This is a genomic window from Rhodococcus sp. OK302 (assembly GCF_002245895.1).
GTDB lineage: Bacteria > Actinomycetota > Actinomycetes > Mycobacteriales > Mycobacteriaceae > Rhodococcus_F.
Genome location: NZ_NPJZ01000001.1, coordinates 1,133,820 through 1,158,497 on the forward strand (window position 1 = coordinate 1,133,820; position 24,678 = coordinate 1,158,497).

At 61.5% G+C, this 24,678-nt stretch carries 25 protein-coding genes; 14 read left to right on the forward strand and 11 right to left on the reverse strand.

Features of this window, described 5'->3' with window-relative positions:
* Positions 1-5 precede the first annotated feature (5 nt).
* The gene (locus BDB13_RS05105; RefSeq protein ID WP_094270685.1) at positions 6-725 is read right to left on the reverse strand and encodes a TMEM165/GDT1 family protein; all 720 of its coding nucleotides are present in this window, start codon (positions 723-725) and stop codon (positions 6-8) included.
* Positions 726-996: 271 nt separating this feature from the next.
* The gene (locus BDB13_RS05110) at positions 997-1,524 is read right to left on the reverse strand and encodes a peptidase (protein WP_094270686.1); all 528 of its coding nucleotides are present in this window, start codon (positions 1,522-1,524) and stop codon (positions 997-999) included.
* Positions 1,525-1,683: 159 nt separating this feature from the next.
* Here BDB13_RS05110 and BDB13_RS05115 point away from each other — a divergent pair, with 159 nt between their 5' ends.
* The 4 genes from BDB13_RS05115 to BDB13_RS05130 are packed head-to-tail and all read left to right on the forward strand — an operon-like array spanning position 1,684 to position 6,174.
* Positions 1,684-3,015, forward strand: coding sequence for a DUF1254 domain-containing protein (locus tag BDB13_RS05115; protein ID WP_094270687.1), 1,332 nt, complete (start codon positions 1,684-1,686; stop codon positions 3,013-3,015).
* A gap of 16 nt (positions 3,016-3,031) precedes the next feature.
* A complete protein-coding gene (locus tag BDB13_RS05120) occupies positions 3,032-3,604 on the forward strand; it encodes an HdeD family acid-resistance protein (protein ID WP_094270688.1) in 573 nt (190 codons plus the stop codon).
* Positions 3,594-4,760 carry an AI-2E family transporter gene (locus BDB13_RS05125; protein WP_094270689.1) on the forward strand — a complete coding sequence of 389 codons (1,167 nt, stop codon included), beginning with the start codon at positions 3,594-3,596 and terminating at the stop codon, positions 4,758-4,760. The genes BDB13_RS05120 and BDB13_RS05125 overlap by 11 nt, the downstream gene beginning before the upstream one ends.
* A 43-nt stretch (positions 4,761-4,803) precedes the next feature.
* Positions 4,804-6,174 carry a YhgE/Pip domain-containing protein gene (locus BDB13_RS05130; protein ID WP_094270690.1) on the forward strand — a complete coding sequence of 457 codons (1,371 nt, stop codon included), beginning with the start codon at positions 4,804-4,806 and terminating at the stop codon, positions 6,172-6,174.
* Here BDB13_RS05130 and BDB13_RS05135 read toward each other — a convergent pair.
* Entirely contained in the window at positions 6,171-6,794 is a 624-nt protein-coding gene (locus BDB13_RS05135; protein WP_094274690.1) for a superoxide dismutase, read from the reverse strand. The genes BDB13_RS05130 and BDB13_RS05135 overlap by 4 nt on opposite strands.
* Positions 6,795-7,018: 224 nt before the next feature.
* On the opposite strand from BDB13_RS05135, the gene BDB13_RS05140 reads away from it, so the two are divergent.
* The 3 genes from BDB13_RS05140 to BDB13_RS05150 all read left to right on the forward strand — a co-directional run bounded on the left by BDB13_RS05140 (position 7,019) and on the right by BDB13_RS05150 (position 9,551).
* Positions 7,019-8,218: an acyltransferase family protein gene (locus tag BDB13_RS05140; protein ID WP_176459530.1), complete on the forward strand. Its 1,200-nt coding sequence runs from the start codon at positions 7,019-7,021 to the stop codon at positions 8,216-8,218.
* Entirely contained in the window at positions 8,136-8,849 is a 714-nt protein-coding gene (gene msrA, locus BDB13_RS05145; RefSeq protein WP_094270692.1) for a peptide-methionine (S)-S-oxide reductase MsrA, read from the forward strand. Before BDB13_RS05140 ends, msrA begins: the two co-directional genes overlap by 83 nt.
* A gap of 105 nt (positions 8,850-8,954) precedes the next feature.
* Positions 8,955-9,551, forward strand: coding sequence for an Rv1733c family protein (locus BDB13_RS05150; protein WP_254922719.1), 597 nt, complete (start codon positions 8,955-8,957; stop codon positions 9,549-9,551).
* A gap of 22 nt (positions 9,552-9,573) precedes the next feature.
* On the opposite strand, the gene BDB13_RS05155 is transcribed toward BDB13_RS05150, so the two are convergent.
* A complete protein-coding gene (locus BDB13_RS05155) occupies positions 9,574-10,503 on the reverse strand; it encodes an LLM class F420-dependent oxidoreductase (RefSeq protein ID WP_094270693.1) in 930 nt (309 codons plus the stop codon).
* A gap of 5 nt (positions 10,504-10,508) precedes the next feature.
* Entirely contained in the window at positions 10,509-12,230 is a 1,722-nt protein-coding gene (locus tag BDB13_RS05160; protein WP_441347226.1) for a hypothetical protein, read from the reverse strand.
* Between the two features lie 355 nt (positions 12,231-12,585).
* On the opposite strand from BDB13_RS05160, the gene BDB13_RS05165 reads away from it, so the two are divergent.
* Genes BDB13_RS05165 through BDB13_RS05180 form a run of 4 tightly spaced genes read left to right on the forward strand, consistent with a single transcriptional unit; the run spans position 12,586 to position 16,061 of the window.
* Entirely contained in the window at positions 12,586-13,539 is a 954-nt protein-coding gene (locus tag BDB13_RS05165) for a DUF4328 domain-containing protein (protein WP_094270695.1), read from the forward strand.
* On the forward strand, positions 13,536-14,300 hold the full coding sequence (locus BDB13_RS05170; protein WP_094270696.1) for a glycerophosphodiester phosphodiesterase: 765 nt from the start codon (positions 13,536-13,538) through the stop codon (positions 14,298-14,300). Before BDB13_RS05165 ends, BDB13_RS05170 begins: the two co-directional genes overlap by 4 nt.
* 11 nt (positions 14,301-14,311) lie before the next feature.
* Positions 14,312-15,226 (forward strand): DUF5926 family protein, encoded by a 915-nt coding sequence (locus BDB13_RS05175; RefSeq protein ID WP_094270697.1) that lies wholly within the window; start codon positions 14,312-14,314, stop codon positions 15,224-15,226.
* A gap of 46 nt (positions 15,227-15,272) precedes the next feature.
* Positions 15,273-16,061 carry an alpha/beta fold hydrolase gene (locus tag BDB13_RS05180; RefSeq protein WP_094270698.1) on the forward strand — a complete coding sequence of 263 codons (789 nt, stop codon included), beginning with the start codon at positions 15,273-15,275 and terminating at the stop codon, positions 16,059-16,061.
* Here BDB13_RS05180 and BDB13_RS05185 read toward each other — a convergent pair.
* From BDB13_RS05185 to BDB13_RS05205, 5 genes are all read right to left on the reverse strand, one after another.
* The gene (locus BDB13_RS05185) at positions 16,058-16,603 is read right to left on the reverse strand and encodes a ferritin (protein WP_094270699.1); all 546 of its coding nucleotides are present in this window, start codon (positions 16,601-16,603) and stop codon (positions 16,058-16,060) included. The two genes, BDB13_RS05180 and BDB13_RS05185, sit on opposite strands and share 4 nt — an antisense overlap.
* A 90-nt stretch (positions 16,604-16,693) precedes the next feature.
* The gene (locus BDB13_RS05190) at positions 16,694-17,239 is read right to left on the reverse strand and encodes a ferritin (RefSeq protein WP_094270700.1); all 546 of its coding nucleotides are present in this window, start codon (positions 17,237-17,239) and stop codon (positions 16,694-16,696) included.
* Positions 17,240-17,285: 46 nt separating this feature from the next.
* The gene (locus BDB13_RS05195) at positions 17,286-18,536 is read right to left on the reverse strand and encodes an LCP family protein (RefSeq protein ID WP_094270701.1); all 1,251 of its coding nucleotides are present in this window, start codon (positions 18,534-18,536) and stop codon (positions 17,286-17,288) included.
* A 109-nt stretch (positions 18,537-18,645) separates the two neighbouring features.
* The gene (locus BDB13_RS05200) at positions 18,646-19,461 is read right to left on the reverse strand and encodes a CPBP family intramembrane glutamic endopeptidase (RefSeq protein WP_094270702.1); all 816 of its coding nucleotides are present in this window, start codon (positions 19,459-19,461) and stop codon (positions 18,646-18,648) included.
* Positions 19,462-19,471: 10 nt separating this feature from the next.
* A complete protein-coding gene (locus BDB13_RS05205; protein ID WP_094270703.1) occupies positions 19,472-20,236 on the reverse strand; it encodes a DUF2470 domain-containing protein in 765 nt (254 codons plus the stop codon).
* A 119-nt stretch (positions 20,237-20,355) separates the two neighbouring features.
* Between BDB13_RS05205 and BDB13_RS05210 the strand changes: the two genes are divergently transcribed.
* The 3 genes from BDB13_RS05210 to BDB13_RS05220 are packed head-to-tail and all read left to right on the forward strand — an operon-like array spanning position 20,356 to position 22,600.
* On the forward strand, positions 20,356-20,988 hold the full coding sequence (locus BDB13_RS05210) for a hypothetical protein (protein WP_094270704.1): 633 nt from the start codon (positions 20,356-20,358) through the stop codon (positions 20,986-20,988).
* Positions 20,989-21,020: 32 nt separating this feature from the next.
* On the forward strand, positions 21,021-21,935 hold the full coding sequence (pheA, locus tag BDB13_RS05215) for a prephenate dehydratase (protein ID WP_094270705.1): 915 nt from the start codon (positions 21,021-21,023) through the stop codon (positions 21,933-21,935).
* Entirely contained in the window at positions 21,932-22,600 is a 669-nt protein-coding gene (locus tag BDB13_RS05220) for a histidine phosphatase family protein (protein WP_094270706.1), read from the forward strand. Before pheA ends, BDB13_RS05220 begins: the two co-directional genes overlap by 4 nt.
* 6 nt (positions 22,601-22,606) lie before the next feature.
* Here BDB13_RS05220 and BDB13_RS05225 read toward each other — a convergent pair whose 3' ends face one another.
* Positions 22,607-24,676 carry an acyltransferase family protein gene (locus BDB13_RS05225; protein ID WP_094270707.1) on the reverse strand — a complete coding sequence of 690 codons (2,070 nt, stop codon included), beginning with the start codon at positions 24,674-24,676 and terminating at the stop codon, positions 22,607-22,609.
* Positions 24,677-24,678: the final 2 nt, after the last annotated feature.

Genomic DNA, 24,678 nt, shown 5'->3' on the forward strand with positions numbered 1-24,678 from the left:
AGTGGTCAAGTGGTCTTACCAGTTTGTTCCACGGCTTCGGGGGTGGACTCGGGCAGCTGTACCGGGTGGGCGCGCTTCCACATCAGCCGGATCAGTGCGCCCGCTATGGCGGTGCCGAGGACAATCGCGCCGCCGATGATGCCGGCGGAAGAGCCTGGGAAGATGCCCTCGAGAAGCAGCCAGATGCCGAAGACGAAGAACAGTACAGCCGCACCGATCTTGATGAAGCCTTCCGGAAGATGCTTGCCGAGAACAGAACCCACGATGATTGCCAGTGCGTCGGCGGCCACCATGCCGATGGTGGATCCGATCCAGATGCCCACCCAATCGTTGTCGGTGGCGAGAGTGATGGTGGCCAGCATGGTCTTGTCGCCGAGTTCGGCGAGGAAGAATGCGGATGCGACGGCAATGAAGGCGGATCGGGTGACTCGCCCGGCCTTGTTCTGCTCGTCCTCGGTGAGGTCGTCGCCGCGCAGGGTCCAGAGGCCGAAGATGAGGAAGGCGATACCGCCGACGATGCTGATCGCGGCGGTCGGCAATGCGACGCCCAGATAGTGGCCGACGCCAACAGAAACCAAGTGAACAAGAGTGGTGGCGATGGTGATGCCGCCGAGAACTACCCACCAGCGATAACGCAACGCGAAGGTCATTGCCATCAGTTGCGACTTGTCGCCGAGTTCAGCGACGAAGATGACGCCGAAGCTCAAAAGTATTGCAGCAAGCAAGGTTTACCCCTCCGGTCCTGGGCAGGCGCGGATGACACCTGTCCGGCCGAAGGTCTCGCCCACCGATGGTCATGAGCCGTCTGGCCATGAACTGCGGTTCGCAGGCCGGGTACGTCGTGTTCGGCGAGGCGCGCGAACAGTCGGGACCAGTATGTCGACCTGACGATTGGGGGCTACTCCCCTTCGTTGGTACCGAGGTTAGCCTGGGTTTCTCGAATTCGCAAAGCGCACAGTAAGTTTGGCGATCCGAACTTTTGCATTACCGTTGCCGTCAGCAGGCGAGGAGCATCGCCAAAACGGCAGTGTCGGGATCACTGATCGGATCGATGCCGACCCGGCTGATCATCGAGACGACCGTCCCGTCGGCCTCCGCTTCCACCCAGGCAGCGCGGTGATCCAAACCCAGGTACGGCAGGCCCGGAAGCAGCACGCAGCCGGAGGCGCTGCCCTCGCATTCGGGCAGGCTGGATGTAGTTTCCGATGGGGGATGCAACATGATCAACGCGGGCGGCTGGTGGTCGGAAAAGCGGCCAGGCGGAAGTGCAAAGTCGCCGAGCACGGGCCCCTCGGCAACAACCAGTCCGATTGTTCCCGGTTCCGGATCATCCGGGACGTCTTCGCGGACGCCGAAGACCGTCGTCGTCGGCAACAGACCTGGCAAGGTGGCTACCCGGACCGTCAGTGCAAGAAGTTGCGCCCACTCTTTTGTGGTGTCCGGCCAACGCCCGGAAATGACAAAACCTTGCAGTGCCCCGGCCGACTGGAACGGTGAGATGCCAATCGCTTCGTTTCTTCTCATCTCTGTTCCTCCCCGAGGTGTTGGTTGGACGTGGTGACAGGTAGGTCCGGCACACTTCGTTGGGTATAGAAGAAATATGCGCCTTCCGGTGCTGGCACACAAGGCCATCGGAGTGCCAGCCAAGGTTTGTCCAGGTGAGCGTGGTGGTAACCGCAGGTCATGGCTGCCTCGAAGCGCTCTCAGTTGGAAGATCTGGCAACACAAGCCTGGATATTCGGATACCCACTGTTGATCGCGGCAGTTTCACGGGACGTGATGACAGCGGTGTCGTCACCAACCGGCATGAAGGCCCCCGTCAATCAGTTCGCCTATGCGCGCACGACTCCCGACGCATCGTTCACAGACGTCGTCTCACCAAACGCCGATACGTTGTATTCGTCCGGGTGGCTCGATTTGACGACGGAACCGCAGGTCCTGACGTTGCCGGATTTCGGAACGAGGTACTGGCTGGCGCCTATCCTCGATGCATGGAGTGACGTGTTCACCGTGCCGGGTTCGCGGACGGTGGGACGTACCGGCGGACCCTATGTAGTGGCCGGGCCGACGTGGAAAGGTGAAGTGCCCAAGGGCATGACGCTGCTCCGCTCACCGACGGTGATGAACTGGATCGTGGCGCGCTACGCAACTTCGGGCGGTACAGATCTCGCCGAAGTCCACACATTGCAAGATCAGACTCGGTTGACGCCGTTGTCGAAGTGGACGGGCAATCCGGAGGACTATTTGCCGCCGGAAGGTTCCGTCGATCCGACAATCGACACGCACACGCCACCCGTCGACCAGGTTGCCGCAATGGACGGGCGAACGTTTTTCACCGCGCTCGACGCTCTGCTCGATGTCAACCCGCCGCGGCCCGAGGATGCCGAGATCATGCATCTGTTGGGCGATATCGGAATCGGTTCGGGGCTTGCCTGGGATGTGCGGCCGGCGGAAGTTCGTGACGCTCTCGACCGAGCTGCGCGGTCAGGAATGAACGTCCTGCACACTATCGCCGCAGAATCCGAAAGCACGCCCAAAAACGGGTGGACGATGCACCGCGGCCTCGGGCATTACGGCACGCACTACGAGCAGCGTGCCTTGATCGTGTGGCTGGGATTCGGCGCGAATCTCGACGCGGATGCCGTGTACCCGCATGCGACCACCGACATCGACGGCAATGCGCTGACGGGGGCGAAGAATTATGTGTTGCGCTTCGAGGAGGGCGAACTTCCTCCCGTCGAGGGATTCTGGTCTCTGACGATGATGAACGAGCGACAGTTCTTCGTAGACAATCCGATTGATCGCTACGTAATCGGTGACCGTAGTGACCTCGTGTATGAAGACGACGGTTCCCTGAACATCTACATTCAACACGAGTCCCCAGGCGCGGAGAAGGAGAACAACTGGTTACCCAGCCCCGCAGCCGGATTCAACGTATTCTTACGCCTGTATTGGCCCAAGGCTTCGGTGCTCTCGGGATCGTGGACTGCACCTGGTATTCGTCCGACGAACTGATGCTCGGAGGCAACTGATGGTCACGCAGAGCCCGTTCCTGGTGTACGGCAAAGAGATCTGGTGGATGATCCTGATCCGTGGAATCTTCGGGATCGCTTTCGGAGTCATGGCATTGGTCTGGCCGGGAATCACGGTTGTCGCCTTGGTTTACCTGTTCGGTATCTACTCCATCATCGACGGACTTGTCACCGTCATCAGGGCGGTCCGTGACCGGACCCATCTCAGCTCCTGGGGATGGTGGGTATTCGGCGGTGTCGTTTCAGTGGGCGCCGGTGTTGTTGCGTTGGTCTGGCCGGGGATCACTGCCCTGGTTCTGCTGTACATCATCGCGTTCTACGCCATTCTCTTCGGAATCATGGGCGTAGTAGGAGCTTTCAAACTCAAGGGACTGCCGGGTTCAAGCTGGGGATGGCTGATGGCTGCCTCGGTGCTCGCCGTGATTCTGGGAATCATCCTCCTGATCGTGCCGGGGGAAGGCATTCTCGGATTGATCTGGCTGGTGGGCTGGTACGCGATATTGTTCGGCATTTTGTTGATCGTGGGCGCAGTCCAGATTCGGAGCCGGGCAAAGGAAGCCGGTGTTCTCTAAGCGCCCGGCTGGGCCGGTCGTCGTTCCGACTGTTTCCGACAGTGGCCATTGGTCGATTCCTCGTGGCCTGATCGTGCTCCTCGGCGCCGCTGCGACGGTTGTTGCCGTGGCTGGAATGAAGTCCTTCAGCGGAATTCTGGGCCCGGTATTTTTGGCGCTGATGCTTACCATTGCCGTTCAGCCGATACAAGATTGGGCGCAGAAGCGCGGCTGGCCCAAGTGGATCGGCATGCTCGGGGCCTTGGTCACGGTGTATCTGATCCTGATCGGACTGGTTGCGTCGTTGGTCGTCTCGACGGCTCAGTTGGCGACAATTCTTCCCGAGTACTCCGACAAGATGGGCGAGTTGCTGAACCAAGCCCGAACTAGTCTGGCCGACTTCGGAGTTGATACGCAGCAGATCCAAAATACAGTCAGCAGTGTCGATCTCACCAAGGTCCTGGCAGTTGTCGAGACCGCACTGCAGAGCTTGCTCGGTGTGCTCTCCGACCTCGTGTTCATTTTTGCGCTGCTGCTCTTCATGGCCTTCGACGGTATGAGTATCCGCTCCCGATTGGGCATACTGGCCGAGGTTCGACCCGAAATCTCCTACGCTCTTTCTACTTTCGCATCGGGAACCCGCAAATACCTGGTGGTATCCACGGTCTTCGGGCTCATCGTCGCAGTCCTGGACGGCGGCGCACTGTGGTTGATGGGAATCCCGCTACCCGTCCTGTGGGCACTGCTCTCGTTCATCACCAACTACATTCCCAACATCGGTTTTGTCATCGGCGTCATTCCGCCGGCGCTACTCGGACTGCTCCAAGGTGGTCCCTGGCTGATGTTGTGGGTGATCGTCGTCTACTCCGTCATCAACTTCGTCATCCAATCCATCATCCAGCCCAAATTTGTCGGTGACGCCGTCGGGATCTCCGTGACTATGACGTTCCTGTCGCTGGTCTTCTGGTCGTGGGTGTTGGGTGCCTTGGGCGCGCTCCTGGCCATACCGCTGTCGCTGCTGGTCAAGGCGGTGCTTCTCGATATCGACCCGACAACACGATGGGCCGACATCTTGATCAGTGGTCCTAAGGAAGTTCCCAAGGAAGTCCCAGCGGAAGTCCCCGAGGAGAGCCCCAAGGAAGGCCTCCCGGAAAGCCTCGAGAAGGATCTCCCGTAGCTCTCTCAGTATTTCTACAAGTTGTGCATCTATCGTCTCGGCCATGAGCGCCGAGCACAGTACTGAACCAGCCCACAGCCAGCCGTCGTCGATGGGACGGAGACTGGCCGTGGGCGGGCTGGCAGCTGTGGTGTTGGGTGCGGTCGTCGGAACGGGCTGGGTGTGGTTCACCGGCGGTGAGAACAACTCGCGGACAGTCGCGATTGTGAATGCCGACGCCGGAACCATGCTCGACGGCAAAGAACTGCGCGCCGGTGACACACTGGTCGAGACATTGGGTAAGAGTGAAGATTTCGACTTCCAAGTCGTGGACAGTCCCGGCGGCAACTACTTTGCGACGTTGACCGTGCCGGAAGACTTCAGTGAGTCGGTGGCCTCGATGTTCGGTACCGACCCGAGGCAGGCGAGCGTCGATCTCGAAGTTCAGGGATCGGACAGTGCGAAATCGGCTGAACTTTCGCGTGCGGTGTCCGCCCAGGTCGGCGCGGACGGCATCAAAGGGCTGATGGCACAGACGTCGGCGGCCCGCCGCGCATTCGATCAAAACCTCACCACCGCACAGATGTTGGTGGCCGGAACAAGTGGGGCAGAGAAGTCGATCGACCAGGTCAAGGCCAGCGCAGACACGCTGCTGCCGTACTTGGAAACGGCGCGATCGGGAGCATTGGAGCTCAGTAGTGTTGCCAGTCAAGTCTCCGGTGTGGTGGATGAGGCGTCGGGCGCCGCAGAGGAATTGGCAACGCGTGCAGACTCGCTCGGTATGACCTTGGGAGAGGCGACGTCGTCGACCGCAGATTTGAAGGCCCGCATCGACTCGTTGCAGAACGCCTTGACCGGGCTTCCGGTTCCGCCGGACGTTACGACGCAACTCGCGGGTGTGAGTTCGGATCTCGGTGCTCTCAACGCGCAATTGAGTGCTGTCCCCGGCATGTTGGGCGGATCGGTCGGGCCGGATACCGCGCTGGGTGATCTGGTTCGCAATGCCGTCGGCCAATTGCAGGGTGCTAGCGACCAATTGAGCAGTGCCTCCGGGCAATTGAACGACGGACTGATCCCGATCGCGGATCAGGCGCCGCAGATGCTCGCCGGCGTGACGGATCAGATCACGCAGGGATTCGGGACCCTGAAAAGTGTTGCCACCTCGTTGGTGACCGGACTCGACACCGCAAAGGCCGGACTGCCGGCAATGACAACTCCGCAGCAGGTCAAACTGACGTCGGTCCTGTCGGATCCGGTGGCGGTCAATCAGACGGCGACGACAACCGGTGGAACGGATTCCCGCACAATCGCTTTGATCTTCGGCACCATGACTGCGCTCCTGGGTGGCGCACTATTGATACAAACAGCGGCGCCCCTGGTACAGGAGCGCCGCCGCGTAGAGCATGAAGAACTAGTGCATGAAGATCGTGATTAGACGATCAGACCTGCGGTCTGGGTACGAGCGCGCTCGAAGCGTGCCGTGACGTCGTTCCAGTTCACGATGTTCCAGAATGCCTTGACGTAGTCGCCCTTGACGTTCTGGTAGTCGAGGTAGAAAGCGTGCTCCCACATGTCCAGCATCAGCAGAGGCGTGAGGCCCATGGAGATGTTGCCCTGCTGATCGTAGAGCTGGACGATGACGAGGCGTGCGCCGATGGAATCCCACGCGAGGATGGACCAGCCGGAGCCCTGGATGGCGTTGGCGTTAGCGGAGAAGTGAGCGCGGAAGAGATCGAACGAACCGAAGTTGTCCGCGATCGCTGCGGCGAGTTCGCCTTCGGGCTTGTCGCCACCGTCAGCGCTGAGGTTGTTCCAGAAAACGGTGTGGTTGGTGTGGCCACCGAGGTGGAACGCCAGGTTCTTCTCGAGCAGGTTGGCCTGCGCGGCGATGGTGTCGTTCTCACGAGCCTCGGCCAGCTTCTCGAGTGCAGCGTTGGCGCCGGCGACGTAAGCCGCGTGGTGCTTGTCGTGGTGCAGCTCCATGATCTTGCCCGAGATGTGCGGCTCGAGGGCTGCATAGTCGTAGGGGAGTTCCGGCAGCGTGTAAACAGACACGAGGGTCCCTTCTTTGTGGGCTTGTGAGCCCGGCTTCTTTCGCGAATGCGGATGGATCATTCTTCGGGTATCCACCCAATAACATTCGTACACGGTCTGCAACAGTTCAGCGCAGGTAGTGTTCACCTTAAAATAAAGTTCGGGTAAACGAAAACTGTGTGATCTGAAGCAATCCGACACACGGAAATTCGTCCAACCGGTGAACGGAACCTTAAACTTGCTCGATGCCTGCACCAGTTTTTCTCCCGGAGTCATCGGAGGCGTCCCCGCCTCGGGTGAATCTTCCGGGCGCTGACCTGCTGCGCGCACTCGCTGTGGCGGCCGTTATCTACTCCCACATCTCGTTCTACGTCATCGACGACCTCGGGTCCGGCTGGTGGCTGATCGACGTCGTCTACGGCGCTTTGATCGAACCGGCCCAGCTCAATCAGCACCTGTCGTTTGTCGGCGTTGCCACGTTCATGATGTTGACCGGTGCTCTGGTTACACGATCCGCGATCCGTGATCGCCCCGGAAAGTTTCTGACCAACAGACTGAGCCGACTTCTACCCGCTTTCTGGGTTGCCATCGCGATCGCCATTCTGCTGGTCCGCCTCGGCATCAACGGGATGTTCAGCGGGCAAGACGGAATTTCCAATACCGAAGCGCTGATGAGCTTCTTTCTCGGCGGATTCTTTCTCAAACCCGAAGTGGCTGTACTAGGCGTGACCTGGACATTGACTGTCCAATTTCTCTTCTACCTCGCCTGTGTCGCGGCTCGGCCGATTCTGCGGGTGAGGCCGATCATCATGCCGCTCGGCGGAGCCGCACTGTGCTCGCTGGTTCTGCTGTACAACATCTACGCACCGATGCCGTACACGATTCCGATGCTGTCGAAGATCGCCGCGACACTACCGGCGGTGTTCCTCGGCCAGATCATGTACCTCGCGTGGGCGCGGTTGGCGCCGGGCCGGTGGCTGATCGTCGCGGTTCTGGCGCAGATTCAGGTGATTCTCGTGGCCACCGAGTTCCGCGTCTACTGGGCCGGCGAGCATTACCTGTGGACCATCACCGTGGTGGCCGCCGCCGTCGTCCTGATCGGCCGCTACGACGGTGCCCCGACGCGATGGGCTGCCGTGAAGTGGCTGTCGACGCGCAGCTACCTCATCTACCTCGTCCACACGTTGATCTTGTATCGCGTCGTCGAGAACACTGCCCCGACGGTGGGTCCGACGCTCGCCGTCGGACTCTTCCTCGTTGTCACCGGTGTTGTCGCCGAATTCGGATACCGATGGGTGGAACTGCCGGGAGCCCGGGCTGTGACAGCGTGGCGAGAGAAGCGATCACGCGTAGAATCCAAGAATGAGCTGGTACGACGACATCCTCGGGCGAGCGTCCGCAAAATCCACACTGATCAGCCCGGAGGACGCACTACCCGGGCGTGAGACGGCGATGCCGGTGCCGGCCGCCCACTACGTCAACGGACATCCGCTCGTGCCGCCGTTTCCGGAAGGAATGCAGTCCGTCGTCGTCGGTATGGGTTGTTTCTGGGGTGCCGAGAAGGAGTTCTGGCAGCTTCCGGGCGTCTACAGCACTGCCGCGGGTTATGCGGGTGGATTTACCCCCAACCCCACGTATGAGGAGACCTGCTCCGGGCGAACCGGTCACACCGAAGTAGTGCTGGTGGTTTTTGATCCGGCAGTCATCTCGTACGAGCAGATTCTGGCTCATTTCTGGGAGAACCACGATCCGACGCAGGGAATGCGTCAGGGCAACGACCAGGGCTCGCAATACCGATCCGCGATCTTCACGACGTCGGAGCAGCAGGAAAAGATTGCGCACGCGTCGGCCGTCGCTTTCGGTGAACGCTTGAAGGACGCCGGATATGGCGCGATTACGACCGAAATAGGCCCGCTCGGTAAATTCTTCTACGCCGAGGACTATCACCAGCAATATCTTGCAAAAAACCCCGGCGGATATTGCCCCGTACATGCCACCGGCGTCAGTTGCCCCGTCGGACTTCTGCGACAGGACCAGGTGCCGGCGCAGACCGATATTCTTCCACCTCAGAAATAGCCGGTGCCGGAGGACACATGTGATTTAGATCGTTAATACTTGCAACTAGGTTGAAATAAAGGGAATCTCGATACCAGAGTGTGTCGTCGAGAGAACTGAGCAATCATGTCCGGTAGTACGCGAGCAACGGCGTCGCTGCTCCGACGCACCATTCATGTGGGTCACGATCCGATGGTCAGGCGAAGTGACCGCATCGAAGGATTCATGTCCTTCGGTCTGATCATCTTTGCAATCTTGCTGCTCCCACTCGCTATCTGGGCGGGTAGCGCAACGGGGGCCAGCCAGAATGCGCTGCTCGCCGAGCAAGCAGTCCACATCCATGCCGTTACTGCCACGACGACGGGCGACTCGGCGGCATCAGACGTGGTCACTACTGATTACGTACCGTCGGCTGTAGAGAATGCGCCGGCGCAGTGGAACTGGAACGGCAGTGTCCACCGCGGCGACGTTACCGTCGACTCGTCCACTCCAGCCGGTTCACTCGTTGACATCTACGTCGATGACAACGGCGACAAAACCATTGCTCCACTGACGCAGACGGCGGCCGACGTCGCTGCTGTTGTGACGGGGATATTCACCTGGCTCAGTGCGATGGCACTGCTGACCATCGGTTTCATGCTTGTACGAGTGTGGCTGGACCGCATCCGGGTGGCGCAGTGGGACCGGGATCTTCGTACGTTCCTCGACGAGAACGCACTGTAGACACCGGCCCCGATCGCCTCGGTCAGGCGACGTGCGGCATGACCTCGGCGGCTACCAGTTCGAGATGATCAAGATCGCCGAGATCCAGAGTCTGCAGGTACACGCGCTCTGAACCGGCTTCGGCAAAAGTGCCGAGCTTGTCTACCAACTCGGACGGCGTTCCCGCCAAACCGTTTTCACGCAACTCGCCGACGTCCCGTCCGATAGCAGCGGCGCGCTTGGCAATTTCTGCCTCGTTGCGGCCACAGCACAGAACAAGAGCGTTGGAATACACCAGTTCGTTCGGATCGCGTTCGATATCGACACACGCCTGGCGGACGCGTGCAAACACCTCTTTTGTCCCGTCGACAGACATGAACGGAATATTGAACTCATTCGCGAATCGAGCCGCCAAAGCCGGCGTCTTCTTCTTGCCGGTGCCGCCGATCAGAATGGGCGGGCCACCCGCCTGGCGGGGCTTCGGTAGTGCCGGAGAGTTCTTGATCTGTACGTGCTTACCGTCGTAATCGAATGTGTCACCGATGGGCGTGCGCCACAATCCGGTCACCACGTCGAGGGTTTCCTCGAGGAGTTCGAAACGATCGCGCAGCGAAGGGAACGGGATGCCGTACGCCTGATGCTCTTCCTCGTACCAGCCCGCGCCGATGCCGAGGTCGACGCGGCCACCGCTCATCTCGTCTACCTGAGCAACGGAGATGGCGAGCGGGCCGGCATGACGGAACGTGGCCGACGTGACCAACGTGCCGAGCCTGATCGTCGACGTCTCGCGGGCGATGCCGGCGAGAGTGATCCACGCGTCGGTCGGCCCGGGGAGGCCGTCGGAATTCATTGCCAGGTAGTGGTCGGAACGGAAGAACGCTCCGTACCCGAGTCGTTCGGCGCTCTGGGCGACTGTAAGAAGTTGTTCGTAGGTTGCACCTTGTTGGGGTTCGGTGAATATGCGCAGGTCCATGCGCCCTATTTTGTCACGGGAACGACGGCGCCGACCTGTCCAGCGGCAAAGCAGAGTGACAACCCGGGCGTCCTCGGGACGACCTTGACCGTCGTTCCGCTGCCGACAACCTGCACGAATGTCGAATGCAAGCCCTGCTTCACAGGAACGGAGACGGCATCGCCGGTGGTCAAAGACACGTCGATCGTTCCGTCGGCGCTCGCAAGATAATTGAGCCGGACAGTCCATCCCCAGCCGGTCAACGGTCCGTCGAGTGGCAATTCGGTGGGCTGCTCGACGCGCGTTCCGCACTGCGGATCCGTGCCTTCCGGGATCCTTCGGGTGAAGGTCACCTCGGCGTCGACGACGCGTCCGGTGTCGTCGATCACCCGGAGAGTTGGTGTGCTGGACGCAAATTCGGGTCGATCAGGCAGTGGCGCAAGGAGATTGCTTGCCATGTTGTTGGGATACGCGATGGGAAGCAGAACCCAGATCGAGACCGGTTGATCCAGTAGCGGCGCATCGGTGATCGTAGCCAACGAAACCCGCGCATTGTCGAGGTAGTCACGCGTCGGGCTTTCACGCCAGATATTGACGAAGGTTGCGGTCGAGAACAGGGAACTGGCAATAAACAGAACTGAAAACGCAATGGCTACAGAGCGAATCGGAACCGTCGCAACCCGCGGTTTACGCTGCGGCGACGCGAAGTACAGGGCAATTGCGAGCGCGAATACCGTCGCCGAATCCGTGAAGTACCGCAACGTCTGCGCCAATTCGTATGTGGTGCCTTCGGCGGTGCGAGTAGCTGTCATCGCCACAACCGAAGCCAGGAAATATGCTGCGGCGCAGGCCCAGATCCACCCAGCGCCCTGGCGGGAGCGCACAGTGAGAACGACGGCCGCGAGCACTGCGGCCCACGCCAGAATCACCAGAAAAGTAGGGGGATCAGCCCACGCCGGCCCCGGAATCCACCGCTCCCACTGCCACGGCCCGCCCAGCAACGTCGGGAGCGTCCCGAGTGAGGTGCCATGGTGGAGAAGCGCGGCGGACATGCTGCGGCCGTTACCGGTGACCGGAGATTCGACGGTGATCAGGTACACCGGAATCCACACGGCAAGAACGACGGCGCTCGGTATCCACAGGGCCTTGGCCTTGTTCACGGCGCTGCGAATCGGGGCTTCCTCGGCTTGGGTGCGCAAGTACAGAATCACGAATGCCAGAGCGACAAACGGTACGAGCACCGATTTCTCGAAGAACAGCAACGACACGACAAAAACGGCCGTACCCGAGACGGCATAGCGTCGACGGCCCGTCCGTACGAGTTGGATGGCGTCACCGCACACCCATGCGAGAGCGATCTGCAGCGGAAGCGCATTGAGCGCAGCGGACCACCACGCGAAGGCCGGCAGGGTGAGCGGAATGAACAGGTACAAGACGAGTGGAATCAACAGTGCGAGGCGCCATCCGAGTACCAATCGGAGCGTGCGCAACAACGCGAGTGATGCCAGCGCCTGTCCGAGAATCAGCAGCGCGGCGGGCAGTGCCCATTGATAGGGGGCGATACGCGTGACGAGTCCGGTGACAAAAAACGCGGCGGGCATGAAATGTCCGTCATGGTCGTAGAGCAGTAGCTCACTCGAGAAGAGTGGAAATCGTGCTCCCCGGCCGATCAGAATGAGATCGTCCCAGTAGAAGTAGTTCTGCGACGCGACCCACGCCCGCACTCCGAGCGCAACAACGATCAGCATGAGCGCCGACGGTAGAACGAACCGTGAAGTGGCTTCAGACGTGATCTGTGCGGGTCTCATCGGGCGCAAATCCACACGGAATTTGAACGTTTGTCAAATTCATCCTCGAGCCTGTGCATGGTTCGCTAACACCTGTCAGTAACCTCCCGTTCGCCTAGCTCTGACCTGTGGATAAAGGTCTCGAGATTCATCCCAAGCTGTGGATGAACCTGTGGATAGTGTGGATAACTCGAGTTTTACGGTGGCGCAGGTCACATTATTGGAACAATCTGGGCGTCGATAACGGAAATTCGGTCACAGAACATCACGAAACCATTTGCTGCCGTTACCGATACGGCGTGACAGAATCGAACTCGTGAACCAGATCCAGGTCTGCGCACGGTGCGCCGCACGATGGCCCGTCATCGGACCGCCCGCGCAATGGTGCCCGCGCTGCAGCGGCGTCCTGCTCGTCCCGGTTCGCTCCGACGCCTATCTGCCGCCCAACCGTCGAGGCTTCCGATGGATTGCGCGCACGCCCAACGCACCGCGCGGTGTCGGTGATCCACGACCGCCGCGTCAGAACTTGTCGACGCCCCACTACGACGCCGTCCCGCAATGGGGTCTCACAGATATCGTCGACACCACGCCGGTCGCGGAGTCGCGGGCCGAACGAATGGCTGATCGCGTCGGCTCACTGCTCGCGCTTGCCACAGTTCTGTACGGTCTGGCCGTATTTGCGGAGATCGGCCGATACGCGATCCTGGTGCGCAACCAGACCCGTCTGATCCCCCAAATGCTGTTAACGGCGTCCGATGCGGCTGTGTACTTCACACAGCTCGGCGGACTGCTGTGCGCTGTTCTTGGTGCCGTCGCGGCAGTGTGCTGGTTGCTGCGTCAACGCCGAGAGCAGTACGCCCGCGAAAAGCGGACCGACCCACGCTCGCGCGGCGAGATCATCCTCGGCTGCGCACTGCCCGTACTCAACCTCGTGATGCCGGCGATGTATCTGCTGGAACTCGTTCGCCGTGATCCTCGCGGGGTCCGGCTGGTCAAGATCTGGTGGGCGTTCTGGGCGTTCAGTGGCCTCCTGCTGGTCGTTAATGCGTACTGGCGCTCGCGGCCGGGACTGCAGGCAATGGCCGACGGTGTACTCCTGTCAGCCTTCATTGCGTTGATCGCTGCGCTCACTGCCGCTCTGACACTTCTGGTGGTCAGGCGTATCGAGCACAAGGATTGGCGCGGTGAACCGGAATCTGCGACTCGGTGGGTGCCGGTGCCGCGTTCGGTGTTGGAACAGTCGAAAGAGAAAGAGACTGCTGCGCTGTGAGCCCTGATCGTCGAGGTCCACTCGTTGTTGCCCACCGCGGGGCGTCGGCGGCGCGGCCGGAACACACACTCGCCGCGTACGAACTCGCCCTCGAAGAAGGTGCTGACGGGCTCGAATGCGACGTCCGGCTCACCCGCGACGGTCACCTCGTCTGCGTTCACGACCGCAAGGTGGACCGCACGTCCAGTGGTACCGGAATCGTCAGCGAAATGACTCTCGATTCCCTGAACGAGCTGGACTTCGGTTCCACCGGCGAACCAGCTGAACTTCTGACGCTGGCAGACCTCATCACTTTGGCCCTGGACTTCTCGCGTCCGGTCAAGCTGTTCATCGAGACCAAGCACCCCGTGCGATTCGGCGGACTGGTCGAAGCAAAACTTCTCGCTGAGCTGCACCGTTTCGGAATTGCGTCGCCGCCGTCGGCCGATCACTCCCGGGCCGTCGTGATGTCGTTTTCGGCCAGCGCGGTGTGGCGAGTGCGCCGGGCCGCACCGCTGCTGCCGACGGTTCTCCTCGGCGACGCGTCGCGGTATCTGGGCGGCGGAGCGTCGACGGCCGTCGGCGCTACCGCGATCGGACCGTCCATCAAATCCTTGCGCGAGCATCCCGATCTGGTGGACCGCGCTGCGGCCGCCGGACGCGCCACGTACTGCTGGACCGTCGACGGCAAAGCTGATGTGGACCTGTGCCGCGAACTCGGAGTCAGCTGGGTGGCCACCAATCACCCCGGTCGGACAAAAGAATGGCTAGGTAGCGTGTAGATTTTGCCCTCGTGGCTAAGAAGAGCAAAAGAAACAGTGGACCGAAGGTAGACAGTGGGCGCGCCGAGAAGCTCGCCGCCCGCCAGGCAGAGCGTGAGGCAGCAACCAGCACGGTGAGCCGCCCGTTCGCAGGCCTCGCAGCCGAGTGCGACCTGGTCGCAATGCGTGAGTTCGTGCCTTCGGCTACGGCTCCGCTGCCCGTCATCGGAACCGACCGTCCCATCACCATCGCAACAGTCCTTCCGGGCGCAGTTGCCGCTCTCGTTCGCGACGAAGGCGACACCGCGACCGGCTTTGTCGGCGTGCAGGTGCAGGCCTACTCCGATGATCTGGGTGCAGACCTCGCCGCTGCGGCAACCTGGGTCAAGGATGCCGCTCCCGGTGACGCCCTTCCCGCTGCCGATCCCGGCACGGACACCCCGGCCGTCACCGCCGTCGTTGATCCCGCGGCGCTGCTGGACATCACCGTCTACCAGGACTTCAACTGGTGGATCCCCGAAGGAACCGAAACCGACGCCCAGGTCAAGGCGACTGTCGAGCAGGCAAACGCTGCGATCATGCCGTCGGCACGCCTCGAAGGCGACGGCCTTGTTGCTGCCTGGTGGGTTGACGCCGGAGAAAAGGCTCACCTGCGCTGGGTGCGTCCCGAGAGTGAAGACGACCTGATGCTGGCACTGGCCCGCATACACGCTGCCGGCGGACTGAACCTGGGTGAAGGGTCGCGTTTCGCAGGCTCCTTCCGCACCCACGGCCTGTTGGTTCCGGTCTTCGACCTGGACCGTGAGAAGCACGCCAACGAGTGGGTAGCGGCAACCGTCGAATTCGGCGACCGCTTGGCTCAGGCACTGGCTGTCGACGCGCCGTTGACGGCCGCCGAACTACGTTCGCGTGACGGACTGCGTGGCCGTCAGGTCACGTTGCGCTGATTCTCCACCTCTAGACGTTACGCAAGGTCACGTATAAAGTTTTCGAATGACCTTGTCGCACGACATCTCCGGTAGCGGTCCCACGCTTGTTCTTGTCCATGGCATAGTCCATCGGCGCCAGGCGTGGGATTCGCTTTTGGATCTGCTGACGCCGTATCGGCGCGTCGTCACCGTCGACCTTCCCGGGCACGGTGAATCTCCGCTTCCCGAACTTGGTTCGGACGTCATGGGACAGTTGATCGACGACGTCAGCGAGTTTATTTCCGAGGTCACGCCGCAAGGAGAGCGCGCCCATGTCGCCGGAAACTCTCTCGGCGGATGGATCGCACTCTCCCTCGCGGCACGTGGTGACGTAGCTTCCGCAACGGCGCTCTCGCCGGCCGGATTTTTTGTCAATCACCTGGATCAGGTGCGTGCCATCAACATGTTTCGCGGCCTCCGGGCAACCGCCCGCCTCATGGGCGACGGAATGCCACAGGCAATGCGGTACAAGATGATTCGTTATCCCGCTCTCGGTGCATTCTTTGCCCACCCGAGTCACGTCGACTATGCGGCGGCGTTGGCCGACTGCCGCTCGCTTGTGTCCAACGAACTGGTGGACCTCGGTGTCGACCTGAATTTCACGCTGCCCCCGATCGTGGATCCCACTGTGCCAGTGACGGTTGCGTGGGGTCGACGCGATCTGATCTTGCCCGTCTACCAGGCGAAGCGCGTGAAAAAGCCCTTCCCGCAAGCGAAACTCATGATCTTGCCCGGGCTGGGGCATGTTCCGATGACAGACGCCCCCGAACTGATCAGCTCGATCCTGCTGGCGGGAAGCGAACCGCTGGGCTAGACGGATCCGCCGGCGACAGCGGGTGCGCCCGTGCTGTCACTGACCGTGCTCATCTCGCGGGAAACAAAATCTTCGAGATCGAACAGGTTGGCACCCGCACGATCCGCGATGGTGAGAAGCGTCGACATGCTGGCAACTTCCTCGACCTGCTCCTTGAGGAACCACTGCATGAACTGCTCGCCCAGGTAGTCGCCCTCTTCACGGGCGGTGCTGGCAAGCTGAACGATCTGCTCGGTGACCGTCTTCTCTTGGACGACAGCAAGCGCAATCGGCTCGCGCACATCCTTGAAGTCGGACTTGGCAGCGTCGACGCCGGTGAGTTCGACATTGATGTCGCGATCGAGGAAGTACTGCACGATCATCATTGCGTGATTGCGCTCTTCCACAGCCTGCTTGTAGAAGTGCTTGGCAAGCTGGGGAAGGTCGGCATTGTCGAAATAAACTGCCGTCGCGATGTACTGGTGCGAGGCGTTGAACTCGTTACGAATCTGGTCTCGCAGGAGGGCATGGAATTTGGTCATGTGAGAATCGCCAGAAGTCATGAATACCAAAATAGTGCAGGTCAGAGGCTATGTCATCCAAGTCCAGCCTTATTGTGGTAAGCGTTTCCAAACTAAAGCGCCCCTAATTATTCAGGCTCCGGCGCCCGCGATTTTCGGGGCCGTGGCATCCGCGACAGCGGGATTGTTCATCTCACGTGCAACAAAGTTTTCGAGATGGAACAGATTCTCGCCGGCCCGATCCACGATGGACAACAGGGTTGTCATGCTGGCAACTTCCTCGACCTGTTCCTTGAGGAACCACTGCATGAACTGCTCGCCCAAGTAGTCTCCGGTGTCTCGGGCAGTGCGAGCGAGACGAGTCACCTGCGACGTCACCGTCTTCTCCTGCTTCAACGCCAATTCGACGGGCTCACGGACGTTTTCGAACTTGGTGACAACCCCGTCGATGCCGGGGACATCGACGTCGAGGTCATTGTCGAGCAAATACTGGATCATCATCATGGCGTGGCCGCGTTCTTCGTCGGCCTGACTGTAGAAACGCGTCGCCATCTGCGGAAGATCATGCGAGTCGAAGTACACCGCAACCGCGATGTACTGCTGCGACGCAGTGAACTCATTGCGGATCTGCTCACGCAGAAGGATGGTGAATTCGCTCGAGTTCTTCGCCTGTGTCATCCCATCAGGCTACTGGTTGGAGCCCCGATCGAGGGAGTTACGTGGCTCAGCCGACTGTGATCAGATCGGCCGGGATCTGCTGGTCGTTGGCAAGGGCATCGAAGAACGCGGACGCACGAGCCTTGTCCCACAACAGAACATCGCCCGCACCGTCGACGTAATCGAAGCCTCCGACGGGAACCGTCGTTGTTGTCATTCCGCCGCGCAATGCCCACGCCAGGGAAGCCAGATTCCAGATGTGATCGCTCTTGTCGACCTGCAACGATTTTGCCGCATCGGTCACGAGGGACCAGAGCCGGAACGGATTGAGGAAGGTCGTCGGACTGGTGGCCTTCGACAACAACGCCGACATGAACTGGCGCTGATTGTTCATCCGGTCCAGATCGGCCATGGCAGTCGCGCGGGTACGCACGAATCCGAGCGCATCCTTGCCCGCCAGGTCCTGACAGCCGGCCGGCAAATTGATGCCGGCCAACGGATCGTCGATCGGAGATTGCAGACAGACGTTGACTCCACCGACAGCGTCGACAATGCCTGCGAAGCCGCTGAATCCGATCTCGGCGTAATGGTCGATCCGCAAACCCGTCGCCTGCTCGACGGTTTGCACCAGCAAAGGTGCACCGCCCCAGGCAAATGCAGCATTGATCTTGTTGGAACCCTCACCCGGAATCGGCACGTAGGAATCGCGCGGAATACTGACCATCGTGGTCTTTCCGCTCTTGGGGACGTGAACCAGCATGATCGTGTCCGTGCGCTTGGGTCCGGTATCGCCGCCGGTCGCGAGCTCTTGCTCCTGCTCCGGAGTGAGGCCGTCGCGACTGTCGGAACCGACGATCAACCAGTTGGTTCCCGGAGTATCCGCCACTCGGCCCGCGTAGTCGGGCAGGGCGTCGATCCGATTCAGGGAATTGTCGACGTAGAAGATCGCTCCGACAAACGCGAGCAGCAACACCAACGCGGTGATGCCGATGCGTCGACCCCAATTGCGTCGTCGACGCGGTTTGGGTGGCTGCGGCCGGGCTTGTTGCGGACGAGGTGGAGGCTGGTTGGGTGGGGTTCTCCGCGGCGGCGGCGGGGGCGCCTGCCGACGTTGTTGCGGGGGAGGTGTCCCTCGAAACTGCTGCGGCTGCTGCGTGGGAGCCCACTCGTTGCGGTTCGGCTGCGCCGGAGCTTGTGACCACGCTTGGTTCTGAGGTGGCGTGTTTTGAGGCGGACGGTTTTGCTGTGGGCGGCCGTCACGCCGGATGACCTGCGTTGGCTCAGGCCGACGCGGCGGCACCTGACCGCGGGGCGGCATCTGCCCATGAGGAGGCGGGCCCTGACGCGGTCTGCCCTGGTTCGGGGGGACGGGCCGCGGCGGGCGCTGAGGATGTTCGGAGTCGCCGGTCACCTGTTCACGGTACCGGTCACGGCAGCCAGCCCACGTGATCGCGCAGTAGGGCGTAACCGATGAACGCGACCATGTCGATGAGAGCGTGCGCGATGATCAACGGCCACAACCGGCCAGTTCGCTGCCAGTATCGGCCGAAAACGAGGCCCATGATCACGTTGCCGACACCCCCACCGAAACCTTGGTAGAGGTGATAGCTGCCCCGCAGAAGTGACGACGCGAGGAGTGAGGAATTCTCGCTCCAGCCGAGAACGCGCAACCGGCTGATCAGATACGCGACCACAAGAACTTCCTCGGCGCTGGAATTCGCGATCGCCGACAGAATCAGGATCGGGACGCGCCACCAGTGGTCGTCGAGTGCACTCGCTTGAACGGTGAGATTGATGTTCAGCGCTTGTGCGACGAGGTAGAAGACGAGGCCGGGGAGCCCGATCAGCGCGGCCAGCCCGAAGCCGGGAGCGATGTCGCGTCGTAGTTTCGGTTTGGGCGTGAGGCCCGCTGCGGTGGGGCCGATTCCCGCGCGCCACAGTAAGTAGAGGCCAAGGGCCGCCCAGGCGAAAAGTCGTGCAACGCTCAGTAATTGGCGTGCCAGGTCGATCCAGTCGATGGCCGCCCGCGACGGATTGAGAGCCACCGTCTGATCGGACATTGCCACCGGCGTCGCCAAGGATTCGAGTAGCGACAAGATGCCGGACAGGCCGCTGAGACCGAACGTGACCAGCAGGACGATCGTGATTTCGATCCAGACACCGCGGCGCGCCGACGCATCGAGCGTCGGCCCGGCGGGAGCGGGCGGAGCCAACCACGAGCGGACAGTTTCGCGGGCATTCACCCGCGCAACGCTAGCCGTTGCGCAGACCGTTCAGAAACGGGCAGCCGACGAGGATGCGGATCGCGCGACTCAACGAGATTTCATCGTCGACGGGTTGGGCGAAAGGCATCGCGAAATCACGATCACCCGTGTGGTCTTCGACGCGCAGTCGCAGTCCGTAGCGATCGACGCTCAGCGGACGGACCCGTCCGGTGCGCAGGTACGCGGGCAGTTTTCGTGTGAGCAGGTCTACAAGGTCACTGTGATCGTCATCAAGGTGCTGCAGCCAGGCTGTTTCCATCTCGCAGAACGGATCCGGCTGGGCGCCGAGAAGATCGTCCACGGCGACAGGCTCGGCGCCCGCGGAATCCGCGACGACTGCCGACTCGAGGGTGAGGCGAAGGAGAACCGACGTGTGGCCGAGGTCGAGGAGCGCGGGGTGCGGATGCTCGGAGGCGACGTCGTCGGCGAGAACTCGCGATTCGTAGTCGGGCACGGCGTGCAACGTGCCGCGCAACCAGACGAGTGAGCGGACGGGTTCCCGCAGAGCTAATGGTGCGTGGTCGGTGAGTTCGAGTACCGCGGGAAGGCCGCCGTTGCCGGCGCTCCACGCCAGAGCGGTGGCGGTGGACGTCGCGGGCACTGCAACAACGATGTCGCCGTTGGACCGGAGGTGGTGCACCGACGTGACTGTCGGCTCGCTGCCTTCGATCGCAAGAACCGCGTCCTGTGCTCGTACGCAGGCACTACGCACACGTTCGGCGGTGGACGGACCGGTTTTGGTTCGTGTATCCATGCTGCCCCCTCGGCGGGTGAATCTCCGGAACCCATCAGTTGATGAGGTAAACCTAACCTAAGCTGCGGTGAGGTGAATCGCAAGACTTCGGCAAAATTCGCCTGAACTACGGTTGGGGGGTGGCCATACCTCTCACTCTCGGGTTGCCCCCGAAACAATCCCGCGGACTCCTCGACGGACTCCTGCTCGGCGCGTCACGCGTCGTACCGGCGTCGACGCTTCTCGAGGCCGAATCCGTCGGACGCGTCGTCGTGCTTCTCGACATCGATCCCGCGCAACTGCCGGCCGAGCCTGAAGCTGTTCGGTTCGATCTGGAATGCACCGCCGATCAGATCGACGACGCCATCGCCCTGAACCTGCCCGCGCCGCTCGCGGTATATGTCGACGGCGGAGACGAGATATTGTCCCCAGCCGAATCAGCGGCGGTCCTGTGCGTCGGCGGACGGATTCCGGGTCTCGCGTCGGGACGCTCGCCGGCCGAGATCGCCGATTTCCTTGCGGTAGTGGCCCACGAATCAGTGGGATTTGTATCCCGAGCAGCGGATACGGCCGAGGTCATCGCTCTGCTGTGCGGAACCATGGCAGCCCTGCGCGGCGACGACGCCCGCGCCGCGATCCTCGATCCGAAGCCGGAAAAATTGGCCGGATTGATCCCGGAAGCAGCAACGGCACTGCGTGAGGTTCTGCTCACGATCGAAGTTGTCGATCCGGAGTCCGTCGAAAATGAACTTCGGGCGGCGGGTTTGAGCTGAGCAGAGGCACCCGGGTGCGTAATCTTTGAGACGTGCCAAAAATCGCGTATTTCGGTCCGTCGGGAACCTTCACGGAGATAGCGCTCGCCCAGTTCGAGGCCGAGGGCACGTTCGACGGACCCGTCGAACGAGTACCCGCCGGCAGTCCACCGGCAACGCTTGATCTGGTTCGCGACGGTGTTGTCGACGGCGCCGTCGTTCCGTTCGAGAATTCGGTGGAAGGCGGAGTCGCGCCGACGCTCGATTCCCTCGCGCTGGGTTCGCCCCTGCAGATTGTCGCGGAGACCGAGATCGAGGTGAGCTTCTCGATCCTGACTCGGCCCGGTGTTACCGCAGATCAGGTGCGCACCATCGGCGCCTACCCTCATGCGAGCGCCCAGGTCCGTGGTTGGATCGCAGCTAATCTCCCGAACGCGGAGGTAGTGCTCGCGTCTTCCAATGCCGGTGCAGCCCTGGATGTACAGGCCGGAACCGTCGACGCCGGGGTCTCCACCGCGCTGGCCGGCCGGATGCTTGATCTGGCAAGTCTGGCCGACAACGTCGCCGACGTGGGCGGCGCCGTGACGCGCTTCGTTCTGGTCACCAAGGCTGCCCCCGTGCCCGCCCGGACCGGGGCGGACCGCACAGCGCTGGTCTTGCATCTCGACAACGCTCCCGGATCGCTGGTTACGGCACTTTCCGAATTTGCCGCCCGCGGAATCGATCTGACACGAATTGAATCCCGGCCGATGCGTACAGAGCTGGGGACCTACCGATTCTTCGTCGACTGCGTCGGGCACGTCGAGGACTCGCTGGTCGCCGAGGCGATGCGCGCCTTGCACCGAAAATCCGGCGTCCGTTTCCTCGGGTCCTGGGCAACCGCGGATTCGACAGGCCCGCAACCTCCCTCGGACGAAGAAGCTATTTCGTGGATCGAAGACCTCAAGCGCGGAGAGGGGGAGCGATGACCGGCAGGCTCATCCTCGTTCGGCACGGCCAGACGGAAGCCAACGTCGCCAAGCGTCTCGATACTGCATTGCCCGGTGCCAAACTGACTCCGGAGGGGTTGGCTCAGGCCGAGGCCCTGGGCGTCGGCCTGGCTGCTACGCCGCCGCTGGCTTTGGTGTCATCGTTGGCGTTGCGGGCAAGGCAGACAGCAGGATTCGTGGAACAAGCAGCCGGTGTTTCGCTGGACGTGCGTGACGGTCTGCATGAAGTGCAAGCCGGGGACCTCGAAGATCGCACCGACGAAGAGGCGCACCGTCTGTTTGTCGAGACCTTTCATCATTGGCATACCGGCAACCTCGGGGAACGTATCCCCGGCGGCGAGACCGCCTACGACGTGCTGGAACGGTATGTCCCCGTGATCAACTCGCTGCGCGAGGAGTTCCTGGAAGATCCATCCGGCAACGGCGACATCGTCGTAGTCAGCCACGGCGCCGCCATCCGGCTGGTTGCTGCACAGCTTTCGGGCATCCCCGGACTGTTTGCGGCCAACAATCACCTGGCGAACACTGAAAGCGTCGAACTGATTCCGCGCGCCGACGGCGGCTGGGATTGCTTGCGGTGGGGAACGGTGAACCCGCCCTTCGAGCACCGGCTGATACCGGGCGCCGACGACGTGATGGGCTGAACCGGTTCACCACCAGTCGGTAGCCGACCCCAACTGCCGTTCCAGTTCCGGCACCAAGGTTCGGACGTAACTCGCCGTGAGGTGATGGGAATCGTGGTACACCAACACATTTCCCTCGAGCACGCGGCATAGTTCCGGGCCGCAGACACCATCACTGACGTCGAGTAGGCGCACGTTCGAGAGGTCTGAAATTGCCGCCGACGCGGGATTGACGGCGCTGAGCATGTCCGGCCGCACAAGTGCGCAATGATCCGACGACGTAGCTGTGGCTAGGCAGTCCACCGCCCGGTACGGAACTCCGTCGTGGTGCAGCCAGGGCGTGTCACGAATCGCAAGAACCTGGGTTCCGTTCTGCTCCAGTTTCCGCCACACGTTGACGTAGTTTTCGGGCGTCACATCGCCCGGGCCGTCCGGACTGGGCCTGGTGGCTGTGGTGAATACGAAGTCCGGTGTTGCTGCTGCCAGTTCGTCGATGACGCTGTTCGACCAGTCGACACAATCCGGATAGTCGCTCGGTCCATCGCCGGAGGTTAAGGGACACCCCATCTTCAAGTAGGTGTCGACACGAAATCCGTGGCTCTGTCCCAGTTCGTCGAGTGCGGTGATCCAATGCTCGGAATGGGATCCGCCCGCCAAGGCGATAGTGCGGGCTGCAGTGTTGTCGCCGTACGTGCAATGAACGATGTTGTTCTGCTGAAAATCTGCGATGCATCCGTCGAGTGTGGTAGCCGGAAGATCCAGGGGTGCATCAAAAATGGACGGAACCATGGGCGCCTGCGGAAACGCGGCGCCGTCGGTCAGAGCCAATGCGCCCGGGTGAGTGGGGATGTCGAGGGTATCGGCTGCTCGTTGTCCGGTGCTGTGACTGCCCACGTACCCCTGCCACACGAACATTCCGACGACGATGACGAGTCCGCTGATCACCGAAGTGAGGAGAATTGGTCGACGCGCCCGATAATTGCGTTCAATAGGCACCTCGACCGCCTGGCGCAGTGCATAAGCTGCGGCAATCGATGCCGCGATGATCAATGCCCCGCGGAAGAAGCCTGCCTCGGGGCGCCCGGTAACGGCCAGGGTGAAGATCAGGATCGGCCAATGGACCAGATACAGCGCAAAGGCGAACGAGCCCAGCCAGGCCAAGACGGGGTGTGCGAGAGCCTCTGCGGTCCAAGGCTTGTCACCCTCGCCAGCCCCGCTGACGATCAGTGCGATGGCCGCAAACGTGGGAACGAGCGCCCACGGGCCGGGGAATTGTTGTGCGCCATCGAGGAAGAATCCGCTCAGAAGGATGGAGAAGAGGCCGGCAGCGCCGAGAATTGTTCGCAGAACCGGAGGCCACGCCCCGACCCTTGTGACGTTCCAGCGCGTAAGCATCAATGCGGCGAGAGCGCCCACCGATGGTTCCCACAGGCGGGCCGCGGAATCGTAGTAGTTCCAGGCTTGATCGTGTGACGACATCGCCATGGCGTAGAAAAACGAACCGACTGCAAATGTGGCGAAGACAAGCGTGAGAGTGGCGCGTAGAAGTTCCGGCCTGGTGCGCGAAACAACTGAAGCGGTAGTGAGAACTACGGCGATGGCAAGCAGATAGAACTGACCTTGAACGGCCATCGACCACAAATGCTGGAGAGGCGATACCGAACCGTCGGCGGCAAGATAGTCACTTGCGGTGAGTGCAAGCTGCCAGTTCTGGAAGAAGCCCAGTACCGCTGTCAGTTGGTCAGCGAGATCTGCCCATCGAGTGCGCGGCAAAAGCAACAGGCCGGCAATTGCCGTCAGTAGCGCAACGGCCGCGATCGGCGGGAACAGTCTCACGAAGACTCGGCGCAGTGCTGGCAGGGGATTGGGCGGTTGGGAACTGCGCTCTGCCCGGCGTACCAGCGAACTGACAAAGAAGTAGCCGGACAGCACCAAGAAGACGTCGACTCCGCCGGACACCTTGCCGAACCACACGTGGAAGATGACCACCAAAGCGATGGCGAGGCCCCGCAGGCCGTTCAGGTCCTGACGGTATTGGGTTGTTCGTGCGTTGTGCGGGGGCTCGACGGTACTGCTGGTGAGGTTGGGTGAAAGCATGC